The sequence below is a fragment of the Neobacillus sp. GCM10023253 genome (assembly GCF_042653105.1).
Taxonomy (GTDB): domain Bacteria; phylum Bacillota; class Bacilli; order Bacillales; family Cytobacillaceae; genus Neobacillus; species Neobacillus citreus.
In genome coordinates this window covers 69,726-91,379 of record NZ_JBHSHV010000003.1, presented here as the reverse complement: position 1 = coordinate 91,379, position 21,654 = coordinate 69,726, and the positions used below count along the sequence as shown (strand labels likewise).

The following is a 21,654-nucleotide window of genomic DNA, read 5'->3' as shown; positions in this document are numbered from 1 at the left end:
GGCTCCTATCATTTTTGAACGTTATGTATTTTAACTGTATCCATTATAAGCTTACAAAAAACTAATAGACATATCAAAAGTCACAAATTCGAAACTTTCTCACAGAAGAATATAAAAATTCACGCTTGCAGTGTGATTTTAGTCACCTAGTTAAATTTGATTTTCCATTATGCTTAGTTTAGAAACCAAACCTTTTATCAAGGAGGAAGATTAATGTTGACATTCCCATTTTCCGCAAATTCTTTAGTTAAAGATATTGTAAACGAATTACCAAAAACAAGTGATGTATTTAAATCTTATCGAATCGATTTCTGCTGCGGCGGTAACATCCCGCTTTCCGAAGCTGCAGCCCAAGGCAATCTTAATATCGATGCTATTTTAGAGGATTTAAAAGCTGTTTATGAAAAAAATGAGTCCAAAGAGACCGATTTAGAAGTTTGGACTAACTCTGATTCCAACACCATCATTGACCATGTGATCGCTAACTATCACCGGGCAACGGAAGAAGAATTTAAAATGCTTAGTCCTTATGTGACAAAGGTGTCCCGCGTCCATGGGGATAATCATCCAGAATTGCTAAAGGTTTATGAGCTTTACCATGAATTTAAAAAGGAAATGTTAGAACATATGGCAAAGGAAGAAGAAATTGTCTTCCCAATCATTAGAAAACTAGCAGACGGGACAATTGAAAACCGCGACGAAGCGATTAACATGATTGTGGAACTCGAAAAAGAACATGACCATGCCGGTGCCATATTGAAAGAGCTTCGGGAGATTACCGGCGACTTTACACCGCCGCTTGATGCCTGCGGTACGTACCGGCTAGTCTATAGCCGTTTAGAAGAACTGGAAGGATTAACCTTTATGCATGTTCATTTGGAAAATAACATTCTATTCCCTAGATATATCTAAGAAGAACAAAACAGCCTGTGATTGCAGGCTGTTTTCTTTCGTTTGCGGTTTGTTTACCCGCCGATATAGGACATTTCGATTTTTTTACGATTTTTGTTTGTTTCGGCCGTTCTTTCATCCGAATATCGATCATTTCGACCGTTCCAAATCTCCGCAATTCTTCCAAAAAGTTGTTCATCAGATGCGCCGTTTCTCATGAAATTACGAAGATCATGGCCATTACCGTTAAATAAGCAAGTAAAAATCTGGCCATTCGCTGAAAGACGGGCCCGGGTACAGCTGGAACAGAACGATTCCGAGACGGAGGTAATAAAACCAACATTGACATCGGTACCTTTATAGCGATAATGCTTAGCAACCTCACCAAAGTAAGCAGGGTCAACTGGTTCCAATTCAAATTCCGCCTTTAGCATTTCGTAAATTTCCTTTTTTGTCACAACATCATCCATTTTCCAGCCATTGGTGGAGCCAACATCCATATATTCAATATACCGGAGCTCCAGCCCTTTTTCTTTACAGAATTTAGCCATTGGAATAATGTCTTGGTCGTTTAAACCCTTTTTGACAACCATATTTAATTTAACGCCTAATCCTGCATCTTTAGCGGCTTGAATTCCTTCTAGAACAGGACCGGTCCCAATTCCCCTGCCATTGATTTTGCCAAATAATTCATCATCTAGACTATCCAGACTGATATTCACTCGCTTCAAGCCTGCTTCCTTCAATTTCGCAGCCAATTTAGGAAGAAGAACGCCATTTGTTGTTAAGCCAATATCACTAAGGCCTTCAATCGCGGCTAGCTTTTCAATGAGAATCGGTAAATCCCTTCTTAACAGCGGCTCACCGCCTGTCAAGCGGATTTTTTTCACGCCTAACTGCACGAAGATTTTTCCTAACCGTTCAATTTCCTCATAGGTCAGGAGGGCACTCCTTGGCAGAAATTCAAAATCCGGCCCAAATTGATCGGCAGGCATACAGTATTGACAACGAAAATTACATCTATCAATAACGGAAATTCTTAAATCCCTTAATGGTCTATTAAATTTATCTGTAATGATTGTTTTTTCCATTTAATCAACTCCAATAAATAAAGAAGCTCATTTTATACCATTGTAACAGATGAATTTAAAAAATACTGTTACTTTCTTCACTATCCATATTTCCCTAAAAAAAAATTGTCCAGTTTTCACTATATTGTCATTGTTTACTACTTCTACGTGGCTAATCTTGATATAAAATGTTACTAACGAATCCAAGTTATTTATATAGAAATATAGTACAGGGGTGGAGAAAAATGATTACGACAATGAAACCAACTCATTCAATTGAAATAAAAGAACTGCTTAAATTTGCTGATCGGAAGTTTAAAAGCGAACGGGGAAGATTTCTATTTCAGGAAGGGATGCTCGCTGATGAATTATATGTCATCATTTCCGGTAAAATTCAAATCAGCAAAATTACAGCAGACGGGCGGGAGCTGTCACTAAGAATTTGCGGAGAAAACGATATTTGCGGAGAATTAACCCTTTTCACTGATAGTCCAAAATATTTATTAAGTGCTAAGGTTCTTGAAGAAGGTGAAATCGCGGCAATAAAAAAAGAAGTACTTGAAAGTGAAATTTTCCAAAACAGTAAGCTAGCCTTTGAATTTATGAAGTGGATGAGCGATCACTTCCGCAAAACGCAGACAAAATTCCGCGACCTTGTCCTAAACGGAAAGCGCGGCGCTTTATTTTCAACCTTAATCCGGATGACCAATAGCTATGGGGTACCAAAAAGTGATGGAATATTAATCGACCTGCCGTTGACCAATCAAGAGCTGGCAAATTTCTGCGGCACTTCACGGGAAAGTACAAATCGGATCTTAAGTGAGCTAAAACGTGATAATATCATTTCCATTAAACGAGGTAAAATTACCGTCCTGGATTTGCAATACTTAAAAGATGAAATTGGCTGTGAAAATTGTTCCACTGTTTATTGCAGCATTGAATAGTTATTAAGAGGAGGCAATCGAAAATCGATTGCCTCTATAAATTTATTGTGTTTGTTTTTCTCTTAGTGCCTTAGGAATATAAACGCAGAATGGTTCACTTTCTAAATAATCCCCAGTCATGGCGTATGCTCTTGATCTTGAGCCGCCGCAAACATATCGGAATTCGCAGACACCGCATTTCCCTTTAAATCCATCTGGGTTTCTAAGTGCCTTAAAGATTGGCGACTCCCGGTAAATTTCAGCCAGAGGGGTTTCCCTAATATTTCCGGCCTTAACCGGAAGCAGGCCGCTCGGATAGACATCCCCAATATGGGATATAAACACAAAGCCATTGCCGTCATTTACACCCTTTGGTGCACGGCCCAGACCATCGATTGAGCCCGTTAAGCCTTTTTCTGTCAACGCAGATAAATAGCTGATTTCCTCTGTCTTTTCTTTGGCTTCACGCATTTTTTGCTGGATTACCACACGGCGGTAATGCATCGCCTCCGTGGTTTTAATATCAAAAGGAACCCGCTTGCTTAGATCATAGAGCCATCTTAGCACCTTTTCATGCTCCACAGGCGATATCATATCAGATGCCTGTCCCCTTCCGGTCGGAACAAGGAAAAAGACACTCCACAGAACACACTTTAATTCTTCAACCAATTTCGCCATTTCATCAAGATGTCCGTAATTATATCTGGATACTACGGTATTAATCTGAATCGGCATTTCCAGTTCATGTAAATATTTAATTCGTTCCATTGTTAAGTCAAAAGAACCCGCTGTCCCGCGAAAATGGTCATGAATCTCAGCAGTAGGACCATCAAGGCTGAACGCCCAACGAGAAAGTCCGACTTCTTTAGCCTTACGCATCGCATCAATTGTTACGTTAGGAGTAGCGCTTGGTGTCATCGAAACACGTACCCCTTTTGAGACTGCGTATTTGGTAATTTCAAAAATATCCTCTCTCATAAGCGGATCTCCGCCGGTAAATACAAGAAGCGGATTATTCATTTCATATATCTGATCAATCAAATGCTTGCCTTCTTCAAGCGTAAGTTCTCGAGGGTCCCTCGTATACTGGGCATCTGCGCGGCAGTGCAAACATTTTAATTGACAAGCTCGAGTTAGTTCCCATATCACAATAAACGGATCTTTATTAAAGTCTCGGCTAAAATCCATCTTGAAACGCCTCCTATAAAACGGCTAGTTCAAACTAAATAGCCCTATTACTTCGTATTATAAAGGTGTTTATGTTTGAAAAAAGTGAACTTCCTCACAATCCTTTTTCATTATATGGACGATTTGTGAATGAAAAAAAACAGCAGAGCGGAAAGCTCTGCTGTTTTATGAGATGGTTAAAACTTCGTATTTGGAGGCAAGCTCAACAAAGTCAGCCATTCCGCTTATTTTGCCAACTGTCAATTTTTCGCTAACACCGTAGTGGTCGGCACAGGTTTTACACGCAAAAATGTTAACACCCTTATCCTCCAACTCTTTTAAATGAACGGATACAAAGGAATCCTCAGTCAACGTGAATACCCCACTGTTCATGCAAAAAACAGCTGCTGGGAGTTCCTCTCTTTGTTTTAAAACAGTAAAGAAAGTCTCTAAAACATTCTCTCCTAAAACCTGGTCGCCTTTGCCCAACTGATTTGAACTAACTAAAATGACTTTATTTTTCATGCTGCGGATGGTCCCTTAACGAATTCCCAGTGCAATTTTTGCATAACGGGACATCATGTCCTTATTCCAAGGGGGATTCCAGACGATATTGACATCGACATCCTTGACTTCCGGAATATCAGACAATGCTCTTTTCACCTGATCAACAATTGTTCCGGCTAGTGGGCAGCCCATTGCTGTTAATGTCATTGTAACCGTCAGTTTTCCCTCGTCGTCCATTTCAGTATTATATATTAAACCTAAATTGACGATATCGACGCCAAGCTCAGGGTCAATAACAAGCTCAAGGGCGCCCATTATATTTTCTTTTAAATCTTCATTCATTTTATCTTCACTCCTGTTCAGTTTTATTGTAACCATTATAACAAAAGGTATTTCGAAAACCAGTATAGCGCGTTTCAGAAACATTTGAAGTGAATTTTTTTACAGTTTAAATATAAATTGATAACATATTGATAATAGAAACAAATACTTCCAAAGAGAGGTTTCAAATGACAGAAAGACATTTAATCGCATTGGACTTAGACGGAACTTTATTAAAAGATGATAAAACGATTTCGGAAAAAACGAAGGAAGTTTTAAGAAAAGCAAGAGAAGATGGCCATATCGTGATGATCGCCACTGGGAGGCCATATCGTTCCAGCGAAATGTATTATCGAGAGTTGGATTTAGATACCCCGATCGTTAATTTCAATGGGGCTTTCATGCATCATCCCCGGAACCCGAAATGGGGCTTTTTCCATGAGCCGCTTGATATACATGTTGCAAAAGATATTGTCGAGGCCTGCCGCAGCTTTCATTTTCATAATATCATCGCTGAAGTAATGGATGATGTCTATTTTCATTATCATGACCAAAAGCTGATTGAAATTTTTAATTTTGGCCATCCCAATATTACTACGGGCGATTTAAGTAATTATTTGAAGGATTCACCAACTAGCCTGCTCATCCATACAGAGGAAGACCAATTAAAGAAGATCCGCGACCATCTATCTGATGCACATGCCGAAGTCATCGATCACCGCAGCTGGGCTGCCCCATGGCATGTTATCGAAATCATTAAGTCAGGCTTAAATAAGGCAGTAGGGTTAAAAAAAGCGGCGGATTATTATGGTATCTCCAAGCAAAGAGTGATTGCCTTTGGCGATGAAGATAATGACTTGGAAATGCTTGAATACGCCGGTTATGGAATTGCGATGGGAAATGGCATTGACCAAGTAAAAAATATCGCCAATGATGTTACTCTTACCAATGAAGAAGATGGAGTCGCAGAATATTTGACGGATTTGTTACGATTAAAATAATTACACCTATTCACCATTGTTTACCTATATGAACCCCTCAATGTTGGAGCATACTATGGATGAAGCAGCGAAGCTGTTTCAATCCGAGCTTTTAGCATATTGGAGGGATTCGAATGGGTAGATCAAACAAATCAAAACGCTTTGTCCAGCAAGGAAAGGATTCGGTCAACAAGCATTCAGAACGGATTCCTTATCACATGACCTACGCTGAAGCAGAAGCTCAGAAAATGGCCAATGTGCAAGAATCCTCGCTTGGAGGAATTTAACGATGGGTAACCGTTTATTCCAGGAAGCACGTAGATTTGTTGAATCGGCAAAAACTGCCGGCCCAGGTGAACGCGACACGGCAGTGACCAAAGCCAAGAATGCCTTAAGTTCAGCTTATGCCAACACGACGGTCGCTGAGCAAAGACAGCTCCAAGAAATGCAACAAGAGCTTGACCAGATCCAATGATAAGAAAAGCGGAAGCGCCTTGAACAGGGGCGACAGGCATAAGACGAGCCGGCTAGAAGGCTGCCTTTTAGCCTTCTTGATGGATTGGCTGTAGACCTGCGAGCCCCTAAGCGCTGAAGCTGGACAGTAAATGAGGAAAGCGGAAGTACCTTGGGAGGCGACTTCCGCTTTTTTCATTCAAATCTTTCTAATAATGCAGGGTAAGGATTACTCCTTCCGCCCTCAGCATTTTTTTCGTAAAAATTCAGAAAGACACCGCCATGGTTTGGAAGCTTTTCAGCTGGAATCTGAATATCTACTTTAAAGGGTCTCCACTGGTCACCTTTTCCAGCAACATCAAGCTTTTGCTCCCTCAGGAATTCTCTATGCCCATCCTCCACCGAATAATAAACCACCCTGCTTGGTGACTTTACTTCTCCGCTGACTCGGTAGTTTCCTTTTGTTCCTGATACCTTTATATTTCGGAAAACAGCATTTTCCTCAGGTACATATGTTTTATGCGTTATGGTCAGTTTCGAGCGGTCAGTTATTGGCTTGCCGTTCAAGCTTGCTGCCCTTAAAACGGCTTGGATAGTATATTCCCCCGCTGGAACTCTTTTTCCCATAAAATGATAGTCCCATGTCTCAAGCCACTTCTTGCTGCCATGGGCTTTAAGACTGATGGTTTGAAACGCCTGAAGGAAAAACCGTCCTTTTGAGTAGTCATATACTTCACGGCCTGCAGTATCGAAAATTTTAATTTCATAAAATTGTGAAGTGGGAAATTCAAAATGGAGCGGGAAATCCTCCTCATTTTTTAAAAACATTTCGATCGTTAATTGCTCAGGCATGCTTGTTGGGATTACATAAAATTTGTATGCCAATTGGTCCACCCCATTTGCATCTGCTTTTATTACCATCGGAAAGAAAAGTAACATTATACAACATAATATACGCATATTGAGCTCCTTTTTCCTTTAGTCTCTGCGAAAAAAACCGTAAACTCCGGTTGTTTGAATTATATTTGTAAACGCATGGGGGTCCACTTCTTTAATTACTCTCTCTAAATCAAATAATTCATAGCGCGTAATGACGATCATTAACATTTCTTTTGTTTCGTTAGAAAAAGCACCCTTCGCCGGAAGCATGGTGATTCCTCTGACCAGTTTCTTATGAATCGCTTTCTTAAGCTCATCCGCATTTTTCGTAATAATAAACGCGGTAAGCTTAGCATGCCTCGTATGAATCGCATCGATCACCCTTGTTGAAGTGTATAAAAAAACAAGCGTGTACAAAGCTTTTTCCCAGCCATACAGGAAACCTGCCGTAATAATAATAATGCCATTTAAGAGAAGCATATATGGACCAATCGGTTTATCCTTCATTCTTGAAAGCACCATCGCAATAATATCAAGCCCTCCGGTAGAGGCGCCCCATTTTAAGGTGATCCCTACGCCCGACGCAATAATGACGCCGCCAAAGACAGCATTAAGCAAAATATCATGAGACATACGATGGATTGGAATAAGCTCCAGAAATAATGATGAAAGAACAACACTAAGAAAACTATAAATGGTAAAGGACTTCCCTACCTTTTTCCATCCCAGAAACGCAACTGGAATATTTAATAACAACAGCAAGACCCCCATTGAAATGTTCAACGGAGTATATTCGGTCAATACTTTAGAAAGCAGCTGAGCAATTCCTGTAAAACCGCTCGAATAGACATTTGCGGGAATAAGAAATAAATTCATTCCAAGGGCAGTCAAAAAAGCACCCACAATAACGATGACGATTTTTTTTGTTTCCTGCCAAACCATTGATAAATCCCCCTTTATTTTTACTTCAACCTTAACAATTTAATTGTTTTTTCCATATGAAACCGATACACTTAAAACGAGTATGATATGATTTTGAATGAGGTGAGCTTCATGCAGGTAAAAATACTAGCTGACAGCGCATGCGATTTACCTAAAAGTTTTTATGAAGAAAACAACGTCACATTACTTCCCTTAAAGGTCCTCATTAACGGTGAAGAATATGAAGATGTCAAAAGCATAGACCCGAAAGCGGTTTATGATTCTATCCGGACTGGATCAGTACCGAAAACTTCTCAGGTTTCACCACTTCTGTTTGAGGAAGTATTCACAAAAATGGCGGAAAATAATGAAGACGGAATTTACATAGCCTTTTCATCCGAACTATCCGGAACATATTCAACCGCTGTTATGATTCTTGACCAAGTCAAGGAAAAATATCCAAATTTCAATTTAACCATTGTCGATACCAAATGTGCCTCTCTTGGCCAAGGCATAATTGTGATGGAAGCAGCGAAACTGGCAGCACAAAATGCAGCAAAGGATGAAATCTTAAGGGATGTTCAGTTTAGAGCAAACCATATGGAGCATCTTTTTACGGTTGAAGATTTGGATTATTTAGCTAAAGGCGGCCGTGTCTCAAAAGCTTCGGCATTTCTTGGGGGCTTATTAAATATTAAGCCGGTTTTAAATGTGGAAGACGGCAAACTGGTTCCAATTGAAAAGATTCGCGGTAAGAAAAAGGTTCTCCGGCGCCTAATTGAACTGGCATATGAACGTGGCGAGAACCTGTCAAACCAGATTATTGGCATCAGCCATGCGGATAATGAAGAGACGGCACTAGAAGTAAAAGCGATGCTTGAGGAGGAATTCCAGCCAAGAGAAGTTTATATTTCCTCCATCGGCTCAGCAATTGGGGCCCATACTGGAGCAGGGACCATCTCCATTTTCTTCTTAAATAAAATTCCTTCGTAAAAAAACAGAGCTTAAAGCTCTGTTTTTTTGTTATTTATGATCTGTTTTCTTTGAGTACTGATTTTTTCCTGCTTGGCGATTTTTTTCTCGCATCATATTTTTTTCATGGTGCATTGCATTATTGTCTTGTGCCTTTTTATCATTATCGGATGTGTGTGGCATTTCCTTACCCCTTTCCATCTGCTTTCGCTTAATAGTGTCTGTCAATTTGGAAAAGAGTATGTACGCCAAAATCTACTCCTTCTTGACGTAGGTCCAAAAGTCTTCCTGGTATACCTTTCCTTCTTTGATGAGCTTACCCAGAGCTCGTTTAAAGGCGGCTTTGCTTAAGCCAAAACGCTCTTGAATGTCTTCTGGCATGCTTTTGTCACTGTACGGCATGGCACCATTTCTGCTCATCAGATATTCATATACTTTGGCTGCATCAGAATCCTGGGACTCCTGTTTTCTGGCAAGTAAGGAAACGTTTATCGTTCCGTCCTCCTTAACATCAATGACTCGCCCCTCAACCTTCTCACCCAGGCGCGGTTCAATCCGACGCTGCGACTCATGAATGAACCCTTTGAAGCCTTCAATAGTGTAAAGCCAACTGCCGACTTTGGCCGTTCGGTAAATATACCCTTGCACATTTTTATTAAATTCTTGTCTCGATGCTTTCACCGCAATTGATTGGATAACCTGGTCACTGGCAAGCTTGGCGTATAAAAGATTATTCCGGTTGACCCTTAGGGTTATATAAACCATATCCCCTTCCCTGGGCCAAACCGATTTATGCACTGGTAAATCTTCGGCACCAAGGAGAATGTCTTTTTTTAACCCGATATTTAAAAAGACACCAATCTCCTCTTTTACATCTGTCACCTTTATCCAGGCGTAGCGGCCGACGGCCACTTCAGGTATCGTTGTGGAGGCCGCGGGACGTCCCTGAGAATCCACATAGATAAACACTTCTATCTCGTCACCTTCCGCAACCTCTCGATTCACTTCATTATTATGAAGCAATACATCTTCTTCTCCATCTGTTAAAAAGTAGCCGAATTCAGCTTGACGGGCTACCGTTAAAGTTGTTGTTTGTCCTATAAGTTCTTTTATTGCCATTATCTTATACTCCCCTTTTCCATCTTGGAGTTTTCCTTTAGGTTGTTTGAACTGCTATATTTTACTATAATGTAGACATAAAGGGAAACTTTAGCAAATTCGGAGGTTTTGTCATGTCAAAAGATAGCTCATTTGATATTGTATCCAAAGTTGAATTTTCAGAAGTCACTAATGCCATAACACAAACGATGAAGGAAATTAGTACGCGCTACGATTTTAAAGGAAGTAAAAGTGAAGTTTCATTAGATAAAGAAGAATTGGTACTTATTTCTGACGATGAATATAAAATGGACCAGCTTAAAGATGTTTTGCTCAGCAAATTAATTAAAAGGGGCGTCCCGATTAAAAATCTTGATTATAGTAAAATCGAAAAGGCCTCAGGCGGTACGGTCCGTCAAAGAGCCAAACTTGTCCAGGGCATTGATAAGGAAAATGCAAAAAAAATTAACACTATTATTAAAAATAGCGGGGTGAAGGTCAAAAGCCAGGTCCAGGATGACCAAGTCCGGGTCAGTGGCAAAAACCGAGATGATTTGCAAAAAATCATTTCCCTTGTTCGTGAAGCAGATCTCACCATCGATGTTCAATTTATAAATTATCGGTAATAATAAAAGAGGCTGTCCTTAGGCAGCCTCTTTATTCTACAATATTCGTTTTACTCCGTCTAAAAACTAGCAGTAGAAACCAAATGGCCAGTATCCCCGGTATCACTGCCGCAGCGATAAATTTCAGGTTAAGCCCTGTTTTTTCCGCCAATACATATATTTCAGAATTGTCCCTGTCAAGAATTAGAATATATTGATTATCCCTGCTGCGGACAATGTCCCCGCCCAGGAGGCCGCGAAGCTCTTTGCCGCCTTCCACTTGATCGCCAGTTAAGGTAACCTTTTGGGATTTGTTTGTATTATTGATGGCAATTATCGATGTTTCCCCTTTATAGACACGCTTATAAACCGCCATTCCGGACTTTTCATAGAGCATTTCCATCGTTCCTCTAGTTAAGGAAGGCAGTTGATTTCTTAATTCACCAAGCTTTGTTATATAGTCGATTAGATCCTTTTCCGTCCGGAAATTCATCAGCCTGCGGTTATCCGGAATATCTCCGCCCGTCAAGGCAATTTCCGTCCCATAATACATAACGGGAATACCTGGCGTCGTATAAAGATAGGTTAAGGCAGTTTTCCACCTGGCTCCAGGGAATTGTCTTTCATCCACTATATCTGTAGTAAATCTTTTGGTAAATTCATTATCAAAAAAATGAGCATCTAGATTTTGCTTGTCCCCTGCAGGACGAATCGATTGAAAGGAGCGGTCTGTAGTGGCAAACACCTGCCGCATCTGTTCACTCTCGTTATAATCAAATAAGCTATCAATTCCCGCTTCATGATAAACTTCCAAGTCATCAGCTGTGTTTCCAGATGAAACTCCCATCAATAAAAAATCTTTTTTCTGCTGCTTAACAGCAGCCGAAAACTCCCGCCAAAAGCTAATTGGAACTTTATTGACTTCAGGGAGGCTGTATCCATCAATATTCGTTTTCTTAACCCACCATGTGGCGGCATCAATTAAATTTTCGCCCTTTACCTCTGAATTTGCAGGAAAATCAATTATTACCCGCAATTTCCTTTTATGTGCTTCGTTGACAAGCTTCTCGAAATCTTTCATTGTTCCAAAATGCTCGTCCACTTTATAGTAATCCTTCACCCAATAACCGTGATAACCATTTTCCCTGTTATCAAAAATTGGAGTCAGGCGAATTGCCGTGAATTCCATGTCTTTTATGTAATCAAGCTTATCGATAATTCCTTGAAAATCCCCGCCATTGTACTTTTCGAGATTCTTTGTATCCACATCGAAATCATTTTGGGTATTCCCGTTATTAAACCGGTCAATCATGATAGAATAAATGGTTTCATCCTGCCACTGTCGATTTTCTTTTGTTACATTTGCATAGGCCGGTGACGAAACCCCAAGTAAAATGGCGATTAAAATGAGTATAATCCTTTTCATCTAGCTTCCTCCTCATAAAAAGAGAAGAGGATTCCCTCTTCCCTACATCCATTTTAATCTAATTAAGTTTTTATTCCAAATTTAATTTACGATATTGATATTGTAATCCTTGAACCATGTATGAAGCTGAACAAAGTAGGCTAATAATTGCGGTCCTGTCATCAACTGGCCAAACCAAGGCTCTTTGAACGAGTTTCCTCCAGATTGAGTCAGTTTTTCCAATTGCTCTTTGTCAAAAAATTCATGAATAGCTGAAGACTTATCCTGTAAAATAGCCAGCATCTGATTTTGAACGGCCTTCGTATATTCAGGATTATGTGTTTTTGGATAAGGGCTTTTTTTACGGTACAATACTTCCTCAGGCAAAATGCCTTCGAAGGCCTTACGCAGAAGTCCTTTTTCCCTGCCGCGGTACATTTTCATCTCCCACGGGATATTCCAAACGTATTCTACTACACGGTGGTCTGCAAATGGGACTCTGACCTCAAGGCTTGCCCCCATGCTCATTCGGTCTTTCCGATCCAACAAAGTGGTCATAAACCATATCATATTTATATAGAATAACTCTCTTCGCTTTGATTCCTCCAAGCTTTCCCCTTCTAATTTAGGCGTTTCGGAGATGGCCTGACGATATTGTTCCAAGCTATATTCACGTAAATTTAACCTGTCCTTCCAAAACGGCTTTAATAAATTTTCCCTTGACTCAACTGAACGCATCCACGGAAAGCCTGGGCGCTCTAAATCTTCCTTGCGATGAAACCATGGGTAGCCGCCAAAAATTTCATCCGCACATTCACCCGACAGACTAACAACAAAATCCTTTTTTATCTGTCTGCAAAACCATAGTAAGGAAGAGTCTATATCGGCCATACCTGGTAAATCCCGAACGTGAACGGCTTCCGCTAATGCATCAACTAATTGCTGCTGTGAAATAATTTCACTATGGTGTTTCGTTTGAAACGTATCTGTCATGAGATTAATATATTTTTCATCGGAATCCGGCTGAAATTCATTCGCAGTAAAGTATTGCTGATTTCCCTCATAATCAATCGAATACGTTTGAAGCTGCCCTTTCCCCTGCTCTTCTAAACCTTTCGCGGCAATGGCTGTAATGATACTCGAATCCAGTCCTCCTGACAATAAGGTACATAAGGGTACATCCGAAACAAGCTGTCTTGTGATGGCATCGCTGACTAAGAAACGTACTTTTTCCGCTGTTTCCTCCGCATTATCCTTATGCTCCTCGCTTTTTACATTCCAATAACGCCAAATTTTCAAGCCGTTTTTGGAAAAGGTAAGAGCATGTGCCGGCCTTAATTCGTTAATCCCTTTAAAAACACCAGATCCTGGCGACCTCGATGGCCCAACACCTAAAACCTCTGCCAGACCTTCATGAGTAATCTCTGTTTTCACCTCTGGGTGGGCAAGGATAGCTTTTAACTCTGATGCAAACAACACCCCATCCTTATGTTCTTTGTAAAATAACGGTTTTACCCCCAATCGGTCGCGTCCGATAAAGAGCTGCTCTTTTTTGCTATCCCAAACCGCAAAGGCATAGATCCCATTTAAATAGTTCACACACTCTTCCGCCCATTCTATATAGGCAGTTAACAGTACTTCTGTATCAGAATGACCATTAAAAGAATATCCTTTAGTAAGGAGAATTTTGCGCAAATCTTCGGTGTTGTATAATTCTCCATTGTAGCAAATTGTATATGTTGAGCCATCCTTTTGTTTGGACATGGGCTGACGTCCCCCAGCAGGGTCAACGACGATCAGCCGCTTATGACCGAAACCTACATGTGTATCTGTCCATAGATTTGTTTCATCAGGACCTCTTTTTGCCAATGTTTGCGTCATCTTTTCAATTGCATGGTGTTCTTTTCCAACCCATTTTTTAAAATCAATCCATCCTGATATGCCACACATGTAATTTTGTACTCCTCTCTGTTATTGCAGTTAATTCACTGCTTAGATGGTGATTATTCTATTCAGCCCAAATGAATTGGTTAATTGTCCATAACAGAAATGGTATCGGTCAGTTTGTCTATATACTTACGTAAAATAGTTTTTTTAAAAAATAGTTGAGGTTATAAAATCCCTTTAAGATGTCAAAAAAGGAAAATGAAAGCATCTGGCATGGAGGTTAACAATGAATCGACAACAACGAATCCATCTATACGATATTCAGGAGCGGTCTTATACAGAAGGGACCGTTGAACAAATAAATGGTCAATGGATATTTTTTGATGAGGAAACAGAGGAAGCCTCTATGTTGGAGGAATTTCTTCACCAGGAAATTGAAATCTTCCGGATGAACCGCTGGAAAAAGGGAATATTGTATGAACCAGGCAATATCCGAATTGGAAACGAAGTAACGATGCTGCGAGACCATGATACTGTAAGAATTAGGAAGCATTTAATCTACTCTCTCGAACGACTTTTAGATGGAATTAATGATGATGCCTTTTTCCAATTTGTGACGACCTTGAATTCTTTAGAATTTTCCATTTATGACTGTATTTACTGTTATAATCATTTGTCCTTTCTTTCGGATGAGAATCGTAAAGATGGGGTCAATTTTATGGTTTTTGATAATCAAGAGCTCATTTGCAATGTGCAGCATCATTTTTATTATTATGAAAAGGTCAATGACCGGTTTGAGTTTACAATTAACACTGGCAAGCGATTAATCATTGAAAAAATGATTTCATAAATAAAAGAGGCTGTGGTCAGCCTCTTTTATTTATTCTCCGATATATTTTGCATAAAGTGATTTTGCTTTGACAATGTCATTGGTTCCATGGATCAGGACCCTGGCATCTTTGAATATGACAATGGAGATCCCTTCTTCGGGGGAAAACCGGACGAGAAAGTCATTTCCCGCTGCTTGAGTGCTGTTTACAAGCCTTGCACGAACTTTATTTAAATCTAGCTCCCGTTTCCTTCTGGGATTGACCTGCACTGTGTTCCGCCCGCATAGAGATGTATAAGATGCCTGATGCTCCGAGGAGCGGTCCAGAAAGTCAAATCTCCTTTCCACGCAGGCCGGACAATTAGGATTTCGCCCCTGTGAAATATCCATTTGCATCGTCGTCATATCCCAGATGTCGATTTGTTCAAGATTAGGAGTCGTCTTTGCATCAACTAGATATTTGATGGTTTCCATCGCCTGAAAGGAACCGATAATATCTGTTAACGGAGAAAGAACGCCAACTGTATCACAGGTTTCCCCCAATCCTTCCGGAACATCTGGAAATAGACAGCGGTAGCAAGGAGTAATCCCTGGTTTGATGACGGCAAACATTCCTCTTGAACTGACAGCGGCCCCATGAACCCAAGGAATGCCATACTTAATGGCCACATCATTGATCAAGAAACGGGTCATAAAATTGTCCGTTCCATCCACAATTATATCCATCCCACTTATCAGCTCTTCAGCATTATCCAAATTAACATCGGCAATAACCGCATCAACCTTGACGGATGAATTAATTTTATTCAGCCTTTTTTGCGCGGCAATCGATTTTGGAAGATTTAATTCCGCATCCTCTTCATCAAATAGCGTCTGCCGCTGGAGATTGGACAGCTCCACCACATCCCGGTCAATCAGCCTAAGATAACCGACACCTGAGCGAACTAGATGATTCGCAATAACCGTCCCAAGCGCACCTGCTCCGATCACAACCACTCGGGCTTCCAGCAATTTCTTTTGTCCCTCTTCCCCAATGGCCCGAAACAGAATTTGTCTCGAATACCGCTCCAAGTTACTCATCCAACCGCCCCATTTCTACAAATTAATGAATCACCATTATTTCTATTTTATCAAATTAATAATCTCCTACTATCACGTAAATTTTAATTTTAAAAATATTGTAAAAATGATACAATAAATATTGGATTTAAAGATAATTTTTGGGAGAAATCTCTTATTAAAAAATATATAAAAATAAGAGATGTTGCTATACATTTTAATAGGAAGAGGGGAATTAGCTTGAATTTAGGTGGTTTTAAAAACAAAGAAGTAGTCGTCGATTTATCATCTCGTACCATTGATTACAGAACTATCAACGAATCAGATGCAAAAAAGTATATTGGCGGACGGGGGCTTGGCGTCAAATATGTTTTAGATAACGGCCCCGATGTGGAACCGCTCTCATCTGAGAACCTGCTTTGCATCATGACTGGTCCTGTTACAGGTTCACGCTCCTCGATGAGCGGACGCCTTTGTGTTGTCACAAAATCCCCGCTTACAGGAACCGTAACAGATTCTCACATGGGGGGATGGACAGCAGCACGCCTTAAATGGGCAGGTGTCGATAATATTCTCATCAAAGGGAAAAGTGACCAGCCTGTTTACCTCTACATCGAAGAAGGCAAAGCCGAGCTTCGCGACGCCTCAAGCCTGTGGGGAACAAGCGCCAGAGAATTTGTTAAAGCGATGAAGGACCAATATGGGGAGAAGGACCTGAGTGTCATGACCATTGGCCAGGCCGGTGAAAATACCGTCCGCTTCTCATGCTTCATCAACGAGCATGACCGGGCCGCAGGACGCGGCGGAACAGGAGCGGTTGCTGGTTATAAAAAATTAAAAGCGATTGTCATTAAAGCGGTCCAAAAAGGCAATATGCCGGCGCCAAAGCTTGAAAACGAATATAAAGAAGCCAACAAAAAGGCGGTTAAAGCGATCTTAGATGGCGGGTTGACCGCTCCAAATAAAGGCGGTTTATCCGTATACGGAACGAACGTATTAACCAATATCATCAATGAGGTTGGCGCGCTTCCAACAAAGAACTCCCAATTCACTCATTGGGAGGAAGCCGAAAAGCATAGCGGTGAGTATGTAAACACACACCTTCGTGTTGCCAACAACACCTGCCACGCCTGCCCAGTCGGTTGTAAAATTGAAGTCGAAGTAAAGGATGGCAAGTATAAGACGCGGGTCGAAAGCATCGAGTTTGAATCTGCTTGGTCACTTGGTTCCAACTGCTTATTAAGCGATTCCGAAGCCATCTCCTACTTAATTGACCGCTGCAATGAGTACGGTCTTGATACCATTGAGCTTGGCCATGCGTTTTCAGTAACAATGGAAGCTTACGAAAAAGGGATTATTACCGACAAGCTCAACTGGGGCGATGCAGATGCGATGATTGAGCTGACTAGAAAGATTGCTCTTCGTGAAGGTTTGGGCGGCATTCTTGCCGAAGGTCCTGCCCGCGCTGCGGCCCATTTTGGAGCACCTGAATTATCCATGTCCGTTAAGGGACAGTCCATCCCAGCCTATGACCCACGCGGCATTCAGGGTATTGGTCTTGGGTATGCAACAAGCAATCGTGGTGCCTGTCACCTGCGCGGTTATACCGTGGCAAGTGAGATTGCCGGAATTCCGGAGCCTACCGACCGCTTAAAGCCAGAAGGAAAAGGCGAATTATTAAAGGTATTCCAGGATATGCTGGCCTTTGGTGATTCCATGGATATTTGTAAGTTCTCCTCCTTCTCTGAAAATGCTGAGCATTATGCCGAGCAATATAGTGCGATGACCGGTATTTCACTCACAGCTGAAGATGTCATGAAGGCAGGGGAAAGAATTTACAATCTTGAACGCTATTATAATAACCTTGCCGGCTTTAACAAGAGAGAAAACGATTTCCTTCCAAAACGCTTTACGGAGGAACCGGCATCAGGAAATAGTGCTGGATTTGTCAGCCGCATGGATATCATGCTTGAAGAATACTACGAGGTACGCGGATGGAAAGATGGAATTGTACCAGAGGAAAAACTTCGTGAATTAGGGATTATCGACCATGAGGGTCAATTAGTTTAATAGTTCATTTAAAAGAGGCTGACTCCTTTTTGAGACAGCCTCTTTTCTTAACCTCCTACCCTGGAGGTTTTATATCGATATTTTTTGATTAGTTCTTCAAGGGCGCTCGCACTTTCTGCACTAAAACGAACAAAAACAGCATTCACCTTAAAAGTTGACGTAATGGATATGATTTCTTCTGATAGGATCTGACCCGTCCAGCATTCTGCTGAATATGTATATGGGAAGAAATCCGTCACCTTTTCTGCGCCAAGTTCCTCGAAATACATTCCAAGATGTTCTTTACGGATGCCGCGAAACTCTAACTCTTTTACCAGCATATTATCCACCAGCAACGGGCGGAAATAAGGCGAACTGGTCGGTATCCACTACTTTTGTCTCCAGGTCATCAAGATGGATGATATTTCTGCCGTTGATGAACACATGGACAAATTGCCGCAATTTTTTTTCCTCTGTAAAAATTTCCTCCCTTAGTGCAGGAAACATTTCCACCAATTTATCAAGAACGTCAATAACCCGATCTCCTTCAGGCAATACATTTACAGATACACCGCCGCAAATTTCTCTTAGGTTAGCAAATACCTTCACAATCACCGGCTCCACTCCTCTCTATTTATTAAAATATTAAAAGAAAAACACCTGGTTGTCATCCTATTATCTAAAAAAGCCATCGGAACGATCCGACAGCTTAAAAATTTTAAGGGTTTAGAATGGACATTGGCAGTTCGACAAAACCCAAATATAAAACAAGGGCCCATGCAATTACAAACTGAATCCAAAATACTGAAGTTTTTCGCTTAGCTGCTGCGCGGCTGAGAATCATTTCAAAAAGGCCGATAATCCAAAGCCCGACAACTGCTTTTAAAATATACAACACGCTGATATTTGACAGCATGAATAGTAGACCTACACCAGTTGCGATGATAACAAGATAAAGCACCCTTAAAATCATTTGCACAATTTTTGCCCCTTTTGCCTTCCCGCTCGAATGCAAGGAAAGGGCCACAAAAAACAAAATGAGAGCTAACGCCCAAGCGGTAACGTGACCGTGAATCATATAATAACTGCCTCCTATGTATTGTTATCCTGTCTATCATACCATAGGGAAATGAAAAAAACGAAGAAAAGGAATGGTAAGAGCCTTATTTGAATAAAAATCACGATAATAAGATTATTTGGGCTTTTTTATCACATTATATGAGCCCAAACATAAAATGGTAAAGACCAAATAAAACATAAGGGTGTTGTTTATGCCAGCCATCGTTGGAGTTGCGCAAGTCATTACACTGGGTAACAGCTCTGTTTTTCACATTGGCGATGTTTATAAGATTATGCCATTCGCAGCTGCGAAAACATTCTCTGGGGCTGGATCCTTTAATACCGGTGAAAGATTGGATGTTAATAACAGAATGAGTTCCACAAATACGTACGATCCAGAGCTAATTGATCAAGCAACTGCCTTTAATATGTAATGAATGGGTGGGGTATTATGAATTTTTTTATTCAACAATCCATTCACATCAATTATATCAAAATCGGCGGTATCACCAATTCTTCTATCTTACAAATTGGCAGTGCCGGGATCATTAAATCAGCCGCCTATTTAAGCAATACTGGCGGATTTACACAGCCGGCTCCAACTGCTATTAAACCCGGTGAAGTCGTAAGCCCGACTATATCCCCACTATCTCTGGCCCCGGCTGTTCCGCTGCAAGCTCCAGTCCAGTAGCAGAAAATGACTGAAATTCTTTAAAGATAAGCATTCTTGTAAAATAACAACCAGAATTCTATTGCTGCTGCATATATTTACTTAACAGGAAAAAGTAATTTTCTAGTGAGGTGAGATATATGTATCAGGATATGAACCAATATATTCAATGGCTGGTTCGGAGTGTTCAGGAACAGGAAAATCGAATTGCTTCATTAGAAAGGTCTATTCAACAAATGAAGGATGAAATCAAAAAGTTAAATGAAAAGCCGCCTATCAATGTGGAGAGAATTGAATACAAATTTGACCAGTTAAAGGTGGAAACACTTGAAGGAACATTAACGATTGGGTTAAATCCGGGTGACCTTTCCGGGATTGAGGATTTTGCGGTTCAAAATCAATCTCCTAAGGCGCCAATTCCACCCCAGGATCTCATGCAAAGAACAATGAAATTAGAAGAGGCTATTTATCAATATTTAGAAACAGATTTGCCGCAAATTATTGAAAAAGCCCAAAATCAGCTGGCTATCCCGCCAAATGAATCCTATCTTAGCTTCATTCGGGATGATATTATGAAACAGCTTCCGAACAGGATTGACTTTCATTTTAAGGCGTTAAGCCAAGACCGGACAATTGATGTAAATACAATGGAGGAACAAATTATAGAACTTATAAAAAAGGAAATACAAAATGGCGTATTCGTTTTTCTGCAAAATATACCTGATAATATGAAAGGGATGAACAAGGAATGATTTTTGAAGTCTATAACCGGGATATTTGTGTAGGGAATATTAAAATCACCGGGGTTGCAAGCTCTTCATTGGTCATGGTGGGCGATACTCAAACCATCCAGCTGGCAAGTGCTTTTGATACTCCTCCGGAATCCTTAATCATCGGCCCCTTCGTTCCGCTTGCACCGGATGTGACTCCAGGTTATGCTTGAACGAATATCTAAAGTTGATTTTTTAGGTGCAAAGGTTGTCTCTTTCTCCTCCATTATTCAGGTGGGTGATTCCTGCATTTTAGATGCATTCTCTCGGGCTCTTGCCATTCAAAGAGAAGCGGAAATCTTTTATGGTCAAGAAGGGAATACTCCTTCATTTCCGGTAACGACAAAACCGATTCCGTTTCTGCCGATTAATGAAAACATATCCATCAGGTCGCATCATTTCAATCCTGTTATAAAGGTTCAGAAAATAGATATCGTAGGAATTTCCAATGCCTCCGTACTGAATGTCGGTAATACGAGGAATGTTTCAATGGAAGCACGTGTAAAACATATCCGGCAGCTCCTTCCGCATGGGCATGAAGAGGAACTGCGGTAAGAGATACGCGTTCAACAAGTTTTTTTGCAAAGGATGTTATAAATGCCTGCAATTATAGGACCAGTTCAGATTGTTAATGTTTCCGGCGGAATCGTGCAATTTGGAGATACCGTATATATTTCACCAAAATCCGGCTCGAAAACAGCTGCAGGTTCTGGCGGGTTTAATACTGGTGGAGTTGTGATTGCCAATAATGGCCTTAGCGGGACCAATGTGGTTGACACAAAGCTGCTTGACCAGCCAATTGTTGGGAACAATTAAAAATGACAGATTTGCGTTAAAACCCTATTCTGACTTTAAGTCAATTTAGTCAATTTACAAAGGATGTTTTAAGATGCCGGCAATTATAGGACCAGTTAGTATTATAAATGTTAGCGACGGAATCGTGCAATTTGGAGATACCGTATATATTTCGCCAAAAGCTGTCTCGAAAACAGCCGCGGGTTCTGGTGGGTTTAATACTGGTGGAATTGTGATAGCCAATAATGGCCTTAGCGGGACCAATGTGGTTGATACAAAGCTGCTTGACCAGCCGATTGTCGGGAACAACTAAAAATGACATAAACCTTCAAATTAGGTTTATG

At 40.7% G+C, this 21,654-nt stretch carries 30 protein-coding genes; 16 read left to right on the top strand and 14 right to left on the bottom strand.

Annotated features, from left to right (window positions below; genetic code table 11):
• Positions 1-216 precede the first annotated feature (216 nt).
• Complete coding sequence (gene ric / locus ACFPA1_RS00805; protein ID WP_378581846.1) at positions 217-912, top strand: iron-sulfur cluster repair di-iron protein; 696 nt, start codon at positions 217-219, stop codon at positions 910-912.
• 53 nt (positions 913-965) lie between these two features.
• Here ric and moaA read toward each other — a convergent pair whose 3' ends face one another.
• Complete coding sequence (moaA, locus tag ACFPA1_RS00800) at positions 966-1,982, bottom strand: GTP 3',8-cyclase MoaA (RefSeq protein ID WP_213141022.1); 1,017 nt, start codon at positions 1,980-1,982, stop codon at positions 966-968.
• A gap of 224 nt (positions 1,983-2,206) precedes the next feature.
• Here moaA and ACFPA1_RS00795 point away from each other — a divergent pair, with 224 nt between their 5' ends.
• The gene (locus tag ACFPA1_RS00795; protein WP_213141023.1) at positions 2,207-2,905 is read left to right on the top strand and encodes a Crp/Fnr family transcriptional regulator; all 699 of its coding nucleotides are present in this window, start codon (positions 2,207-2,209) and stop codon (positions 2,903-2,905) included.
• Positions 2,906-2,947: 42 nt separating this feature from the next.
• On the opposite strand, the gene ACFPA1_RS00790 is transcribed toward ACFPA1_RS00795, so the two are convergent.
• The 3 genes from ACFPA1_RS00790 to ACFPA1_RS00780 all read right to left on the bottom strand — a co-directional run bounded on the left by ACFPA1_RS00790 (position 2,948) and on the right by ACFPA1_RS00780 (position 4,900).
• Positions 2,948-4,072: a TIGR04053 family radical SAM/SPASM domain-containing protein gene (locus ACFPA1_RS00790; RefSeq protein ID WP_213141024.1), complete on the bottom strand. Its 1,125-nt coding sequence runs from the start codon at positions 4,070-4,072 to the stop codon at positions 2,948-2,950.
• A gap of 165 nt (positions 4,073-4,237) precedes the next feature.
• On the bottom strand, positions 4,238-4,576 hold the full coding sequence (locus ACFPA1_RS00785; protein WP_213141025.1) for a DsrE family protein: 339 nt from the start codon (positions 4,574-4,576) through the stop codon (positions 4,238-4,240).
• Positions 4,577-4,591: 15 nt separating this feature from the next.
• Positions 4,592-4,900, bottom strand: a complete 309-nt coding sequence (locus ACFPA1_RS00780; protein ID WP_213141026.1) for a metal-sulfur cluster assembly factor — start codon at positions 4,898-4,900, stop codon at positions 4,592-4,594.
• 167 nt (positions 4,901-5,067) lie between these two features.
• Between ACFPA1_RS00780 and ACFPA1_RS00775 the strand changes: the two genes are divergently transcribed.
• From ACFPA1_RS00775 to ACFPA1_RS00765, 3 genes are all read left to right on the top strand, one after another.
• Positions 5,068-5,880: a Cof-type HAD-IIB family hydrolase gene (locus ACFPA1_RS00775; protein ID WP_378580869.1), complete on the top strand. Its 813-nt coding sequence runs from the start codon at positions 5,068-5,070 to the stop codon at positions 5,878-5,880.
• Between the two features lie 113 nt (positions 5,881-5,993).
• Positions 5,994-6,146: a hypothetical protein gene (locus ACFPA1_RS00770; RefSeq protein WP_213116639.1), complete on the top strand. Its 153-nt coding sequence runs from the start codon at positions 5,994-5,996 to the stop codon at positions 6,144-6,146.
• A gap of 2 nt (positions 6,147-6,148) precedes the next feature.
• Positions 6,149-6,334, top strand: a complete 186-nt coding sequence (locus tag ACFPA1_RS00765; RefSeq protein ID WP_378580867.1) for a DUF3813 domain-containing protein — start codon at positions 6,149-6,151, stop codon at positions 6,332-6,334.
• Between the two features lie 173 nt (positions 6,335-6,507).
• Here the strand turns inward: ACFPA1_RS00765 and ACFPA1_RS00760 are convergent, their stop codons facing one another.
• Both ACFPA1_RS00760 and ACFPA1_RS00755 read right to left on the bottom strand, forming a co-directional pair.
• Complete coding sequence (locus ACFPA1_RS00760; protein ID WP_213141029.1) at positions 6,508-7,197, bottom strand: BsuPI-related putative proteinase inhibitor; 690 nt, start codon at positions 7,195-7,197, stop codon at positions 6,508-6,510.
• Positions 7,198-7,290: 93 nt separating this feature from the next.
• Positions 7,291-8,133: a YitT family protein gene (locus tag ACFPA1_RS00755; protein WP_213141030.1), complete on the bottom strand. Its 843-nt coding sequence runs from the start codon at positions 8,131-8,133 to the stop codon at positions 7,291-7,293.
• A gap of 111 nt (positions 8,134-8,244) precedes the next feature.
• On the opposite strand from ACFPA1_RS00755, the gene ACFPA1_RS00750 reads away from it, so the two are divergent.
• Positions 8,245-9,105 (top strand): DegV family protein, encoded by an 861-nt coding sequence (locus ACFPA1_RS00750; RefSeq protein ID WP_213141326.1) that lies wholly within the window; start codon positions 8,245-8,247, stop codon positions 9,103-9,105.
• A 30-nt stretch (positions 9,106-9,135) separates the two neighbouring features.
• Here ACFPA1_RS00750 and ACFPA1_RS00745 read toward each other — a convergent pair whose 3' ends face one another.
• On the bottom strand, positions 9,136-9,267 hold the full coding sequence (locus ACFPA1_RS00745) for a DUF3941 domain-containing protein (protein ID WP_213141031.1): 132 nt from the start codon (positions 9,265-9,267) through the stop codon (positions 9,136-9,138).
• A 72-nt stretch (positions 9,268-9,339) separates the two neighbouring features.
• Positions 9,340-10,203: a S1 RNA-binding domain-containing protein gene (locus ACFPA1_RS00740; protein ID WP_378580864.1), complete on the bottom strand. Its 864-nt coding sequence runs from the start codon at positions 10,201-10,203 to the stop codon at positions 9,340-9,342.
• Between the two features lie 113 nt (positions 10,204-10,316).
• Between ACFPA1_RS00740 and ACFPA1_RS00735 the strand changes: the two genes are divergently transcribed.
• The gene (locus ACFPA1_RS00735; RefSeq protein WP_213141033.1) at positions 10,317-10,808 is read left to right on the top strand and encodes a YajQ family cyclic di-GMP-binding protein; all 492 of its coding nucleotides are present in this window, start codon (positions 10,317-10,319) and stop codon (positions 10,806-10,808) included.
• Positions 10,809-10,839: 31 nt separating this feature from the next.
• On the opposite strand, the gene ACFPA1_RS00730 is transcribed toward ACFPA1_RS00735, so the two are convergent.
• Positions 10,840-12,213, bottom strand: coding sequence for an alpha-amylase family glycosyl hydrolase (locus ACFPA1_RS00730; RefSeq protein ID WP_213141034.1), 1,374 nt, complete (start codon positions 12,211-12,213; stop codon positions 10,840-10,842).
• An 81-nt stretch (positions 12,214-12,294) separates the two neighbouring features.
• A complete protein-coding gene (asnB, locus tag ACFPA1_RS00725; protein WP_213141035.1) occupies positions 12,295-14,142 on the bottom strand; it encodes an asparagine synthase (glutamine-hydrolyzing) in 1,848 nt (615 codons plus the stop codon).
• A gap of 223 nt (positions 14,143-14,365) precedes the next feature.
• Between asnB and ACFPA1_RS00720 the strand changes: the two genes are divergently transcribed.
• On the top strand, positions 14,366-14,929 hold the full coding sequence (locus ACFPA1_RS00720; RefSeq protein WP_213141036.1) for a DUF2777 domain-containing protein: 564 nt from the start codon (positions 14,366-14,368) through the stop codon (positions 14,927-14,929).
• Positions 14,930-14,959: 30 nt separating this feature from the next.
• On the opposite strand, the gene ACFPA1_RS00715 is transcribed toward ACFPA1_RS00720, so the two are convergent.
• On the bottom strand, positions 14,960-15,988 hold the full coding sequence (locus ACFPA1_RS00715) for a ThiF family adenylyltransferase (RefSeq protein ID WP_213141037.1): 1,029 nt from the start codon (positions 15,986-15,988) through the stop codon (positions 14,960-14,962).
• 219 nt (positions 15,989-16,207) lie between these two features.
• Between ACFPA1_RS00715 and ACFPA1_RS00710 the strand changes: the two genes are divergently transcribed.
• On the top strand, positions 16,208-18,037 hold the full coding sequence (locus tag ACFPA1_RS00710) for an aldehyde ferredoxin oxidoreductase family protein (RefSeq protein WP_378580861.1): 1,830 nt from the start codon (positions 16,208-16,210) through the stop codon (positions 18,035-18,037).
• Positions 18,038-18,084: 47 nt separating this feature from the next.
• Here the strand turns inward: ACFPA1_RS00710 and ACFPA1_RS00705 are convergent, their stop codons facing one another.
• The 3 genes from ACFPA1_RS00705 to ACFPA1_RS00695 all read right to left on the bottom strand — a co-directional run bounded on the left by ACFPA1_RS00705 (position 18,085) and on the right by ACFPA1_RS00695 (position 19,094).
• Positions 18,085-18,357, bottom strand: coding sequence for a hypothetical protein (locus ACFPA1_RS00705; RefSeq protein ID WP_378580859.1), 273 nt, complete (start codon positions 18,355-18,357; stop codon positions 18,085-18,087).
• A 1-nt stretch (position 18,358) separates the two neighbouring features.
• Positions 18,359-18,631, bottom strand: coding sequence for a ubiquitin-like small modifier protein 1 (locus ACFPA1_RS00700; protein WP_213141040.1), 273 nt, complete (start codon positions 18,629-18,631; stop codon positions 18,359-18,361).
• A gap of 103 nt (positions 18,632-18,734) precedes the next feature.
• Positions 18,735-19,094 carry a YisL family protein gene (locus ACFPA1_RS00695; protein WP_213141041.1) on the bottom strand — a complete coding sequence of 120 codons (360 nt, stop codon included), beginning with the start codon at positions 19,092-19,094 and terminating at the stop codon, positions 18,735-18,737.
• Between the two features lie 193 nt (positions 19,095-19,287).
• Between ACFPA1_RS00695 and ACFPA1_RS00690 the strand changes: the two genes are divergently transcribed.
• From ACFPA1_RS00690 to ACFPA1_RS00660, 7 genes are all read left to right on the top strand, one after another.
• Positions 19,288-19,509 carry a spore germination protein gene (locus tag ACFPA1_RS00690; RefSeq protein WP_213141042.1) on the top strand — a complete coding sequence of 74 codons (222 nt, stop codon included), beginning with the start codon at positions 19,288-19,290 and terminating at the stop codon, positions 19,507-19,509.
• A 17-nt stretch (positions 19,510-19,526) separates the two neighbouring features.
• A complete protein-coding gene (locus tag ACFPA1_RS00685) occupies positions 19,527-19,766 on the top strand; it encodes a spore germination protein GerPB (protein WP_213141043.1) in 240 nt (79 codons plus the stop codon).
• 119 nt (positions 19,767-19,885) lie between these two features.
• Complete coding sequence (gene gerPC, locus ACFPA1_RS00680; protein ID WP_213141044.1) at positions 19,886-20,497, top strand: spore germination protein GerPC; 612 nt, start codon at positions 19,886-19,888, stop codon at positions 20,495-20,497.
• On the top strand, positions 20,494-20,688 hold the full coding sequence (locus ACFPA1_RS00675) for a spore gernimation protein GerPD (RefSeq protein WP_213116658.1): 195 nt from the start codon (positions 20,494-20,496) through the stop codon (positions 20,686-20,688). The genes gerPC and ACFPA1_RS00675 overlap by 4 nt, the downstream gene beginning before the upstream one ends.
• A complete protein-coding gene (locus tag ACFPA1_RS00670; protein WP_213141045.1) occupies positions 20,681-21,070 on the top strand; it encodes a spore germination protein GerPE in 390 nt (129 codons plus the stop codon). Before ACFPA1_RS00675 ends, ACFPA1_RS00670 begins: the two co-directional genes overlap by 8 nt.
• A 42-nt stretch (positions 21,071-21,112) precedes the next feature.
• Positions 21,113-21,331: a spore germination protein gene (locus ACFPA1_RS00665; RefSeq protein ID WP_213141046.1), complete on the top strand. Its 219-nt coding sequence runs from the start codon at positions 21,113-21,115 to the stop codon at positions 21,329-21,331.
• 73 nt (positions 21,332-21,404) lie between these two features.
• Positions 21,405-21,623: a spore germination protein gene (locus ACFPA1_RS00660; RefSeq protein ID WP_213141047.1), complete on the top strand. Its 219-nt coding sequence runs from the start codon at positions 21,405-21,407 to the stop codon at positions 21,621-21,623.
• The last annotated feature ends 31 nt before the right edge of the window (positions 21,624-21,654 follow it).

Coding starts and splice junctions, on each gene's coding strand:
- moaA (WP_213141022.1), bottom strand. CDS start 1,982: ATGGAAAAAACAATCATTACAGATAAATTTAATAGACCATTAAGGGAT.
- ACFPA1_RS00795 (WP_213141023.1), top strand. CDS start 2,207: ATGATTACGACAATGAAACCAACTCATTCAATTGAAATAAAAGAACTG.
- ACFPA1_RS00790 (WP_213141024.1), bottom strand. CDS start 4,072: ATGGATTTTAGCCGAGACTTTAATAAAGATCCGTTTATTGTGATATGG.
- ACFPA1_RS00785 (WP_213141025.1), bottom strand. CDS start 4,576: ATGAAAAATAAAGTCATTTTAGTTAGTTCAAATCAGTTGGGCAAAGGC.
- ACFPA1_RS00780 (WP_213141026.1), bottom strand. CDS start 4,900: ATGAATGAAGATTTAAAAGAAAATATAATGGGCGCCCTTGAGCTTGTT.
- ACFPA1_RS00775 (WP_378580869.1), top strand. CDS start 5,068: ATGACAGAAAGACATTTAATCGCATTGGACTTAGACGGAACTTTATTA.
- ACFPA1_RS00770 (WP_213116639.1), top strand. CDS start 5,994: ATGGGTAGATCAAACAAATCAAAACGCTTTGTCCAGCAAGGAAAGGAT.
- ACFPA1_RS00765 (WP_378580867.1), top strand. CDS start 6,149: ATGGGTAACCGTTTATTCCAGGAAGCACGTAGATTTGTTGAATCGGCA.
- ACFPA1_RS00755 (WP_213141030.1), bottom strand. CDS start 8,133: ATGGTTTGGCAGGAAACAAAAAAAATCGTCATCGTTATTGTGGGTGCT.
- ACFPA1_RS00750 (WP_213141326.1), top strand. CDS start 8,245: ATGCAGGTAAAAATACTAGCTGACAGCGCATGCGATTTACCTAAAAGT.
- ACFPA1_RS00745 (WP_213141031.1), bottom strand. CDS start 9,267: ATGCCACACACATCCGATAATGATAAAAAGGCACAAGACAATAATGCA.
- ACFPA1_RS00740 (WP_378580864.1), bottom strand. CDS start 10,203: ATGGCAATAAAAGAACTTATAGGACAAACAACAACTTTAACGGTAGCC.
- ACFPA1_RS00735 (WP_213141033.1), top strand. CDS start 10,317: ATGTCAAAAGATAGCTCATTTGATATTGTATCCAAAGTTGAATTTTCA.
- ACFPA1_RS00730 (WP_213141034.1), bottom strand. CDS start 12,213: ATGAAAAGGATTATACTCATTTTAATCGCCATTTTACTTGGGGTTTCG.
- asnB (WP_213141035.1), bottom strand. CDS start 14,142: ATGTGTGGCATATCAGGATGGATTGATTTTAAAAAATGGGTTGGAAAA.
- ACFPA1_RS00720 (WP_213141036.1), top strand. CDS start 14,366: ATGAATCGACAACAACGAATCCATCTATACGATATTCAGGAGCGGTCT.
- ACFPA1_RS00715 (WP_213141037.1), bottom strand. CDS start 15,988: ATGAGTAACTTGGAGCGGTATTCGAGACAAATTCTGTTTCGGGCCATT.
- ACFPA1_RS00705 (WP_378580859.1), bottom strand. CDS start 18,357: ATGCTGGTAAAAGAGTTAGAGTTTCGCGGCATCCGTAAAGAACATCTT.
- ACFPA1_RS00695 (WP_213141041.1), bottom strand. CDS start 19,094: ATGATTCACGGTCACGTTACCGCTTGGGCGTTAGCTCTCATTTTGTTT.
- ACFPA1_RS00690 (WP_213141042.1), top strand. CDS start 19,288: ATGCCAGCCATCGTTGGAGTTGCGCAAGTCATTACACTGGGTAACAGC.
- ACFPA1_RS00685 (WP_213141043.1), top strand. CDS start 19,527: ATGAATTTTTTTATTCAACAATCCATTCACATCAATTATATCAAAATC.
- gerPC (WP_213141044.1), top strand. CDS start 19,886: ATGTATCAGGATATGAACCAATATATTCAATGGCTGGTTCGGAGTGTT.
- ACFPA1_RS00675 (WP_213116658.1), top strand. CDS start 20,494: ATGATTTTTGAAGTCTATAACCGGGATATTTGTGTAGGGAATATTAAA.
- ACFPA1_RS00670 (WP_213141045.1), top strand. CDS start 20,681: ATGCTTGAACGAATATCTAAAGTTGATTTTTTAGGTGCAAAGGTTGTC.
- ACFPA1_RS00665 (WP_213141046.1), top strand. CDS start 21,113: ATGCCTGCAATTATAGGACCAGTTCAGATTGTTAATGTTTCCGGCGGA.
- ACFPA1_RS00660 (WP_213141047.1), top strand. CDS start 21,405: ATGCCGGCAATTATAGGACCAGTTAGTATTATAAATGTTAGCGACGGA.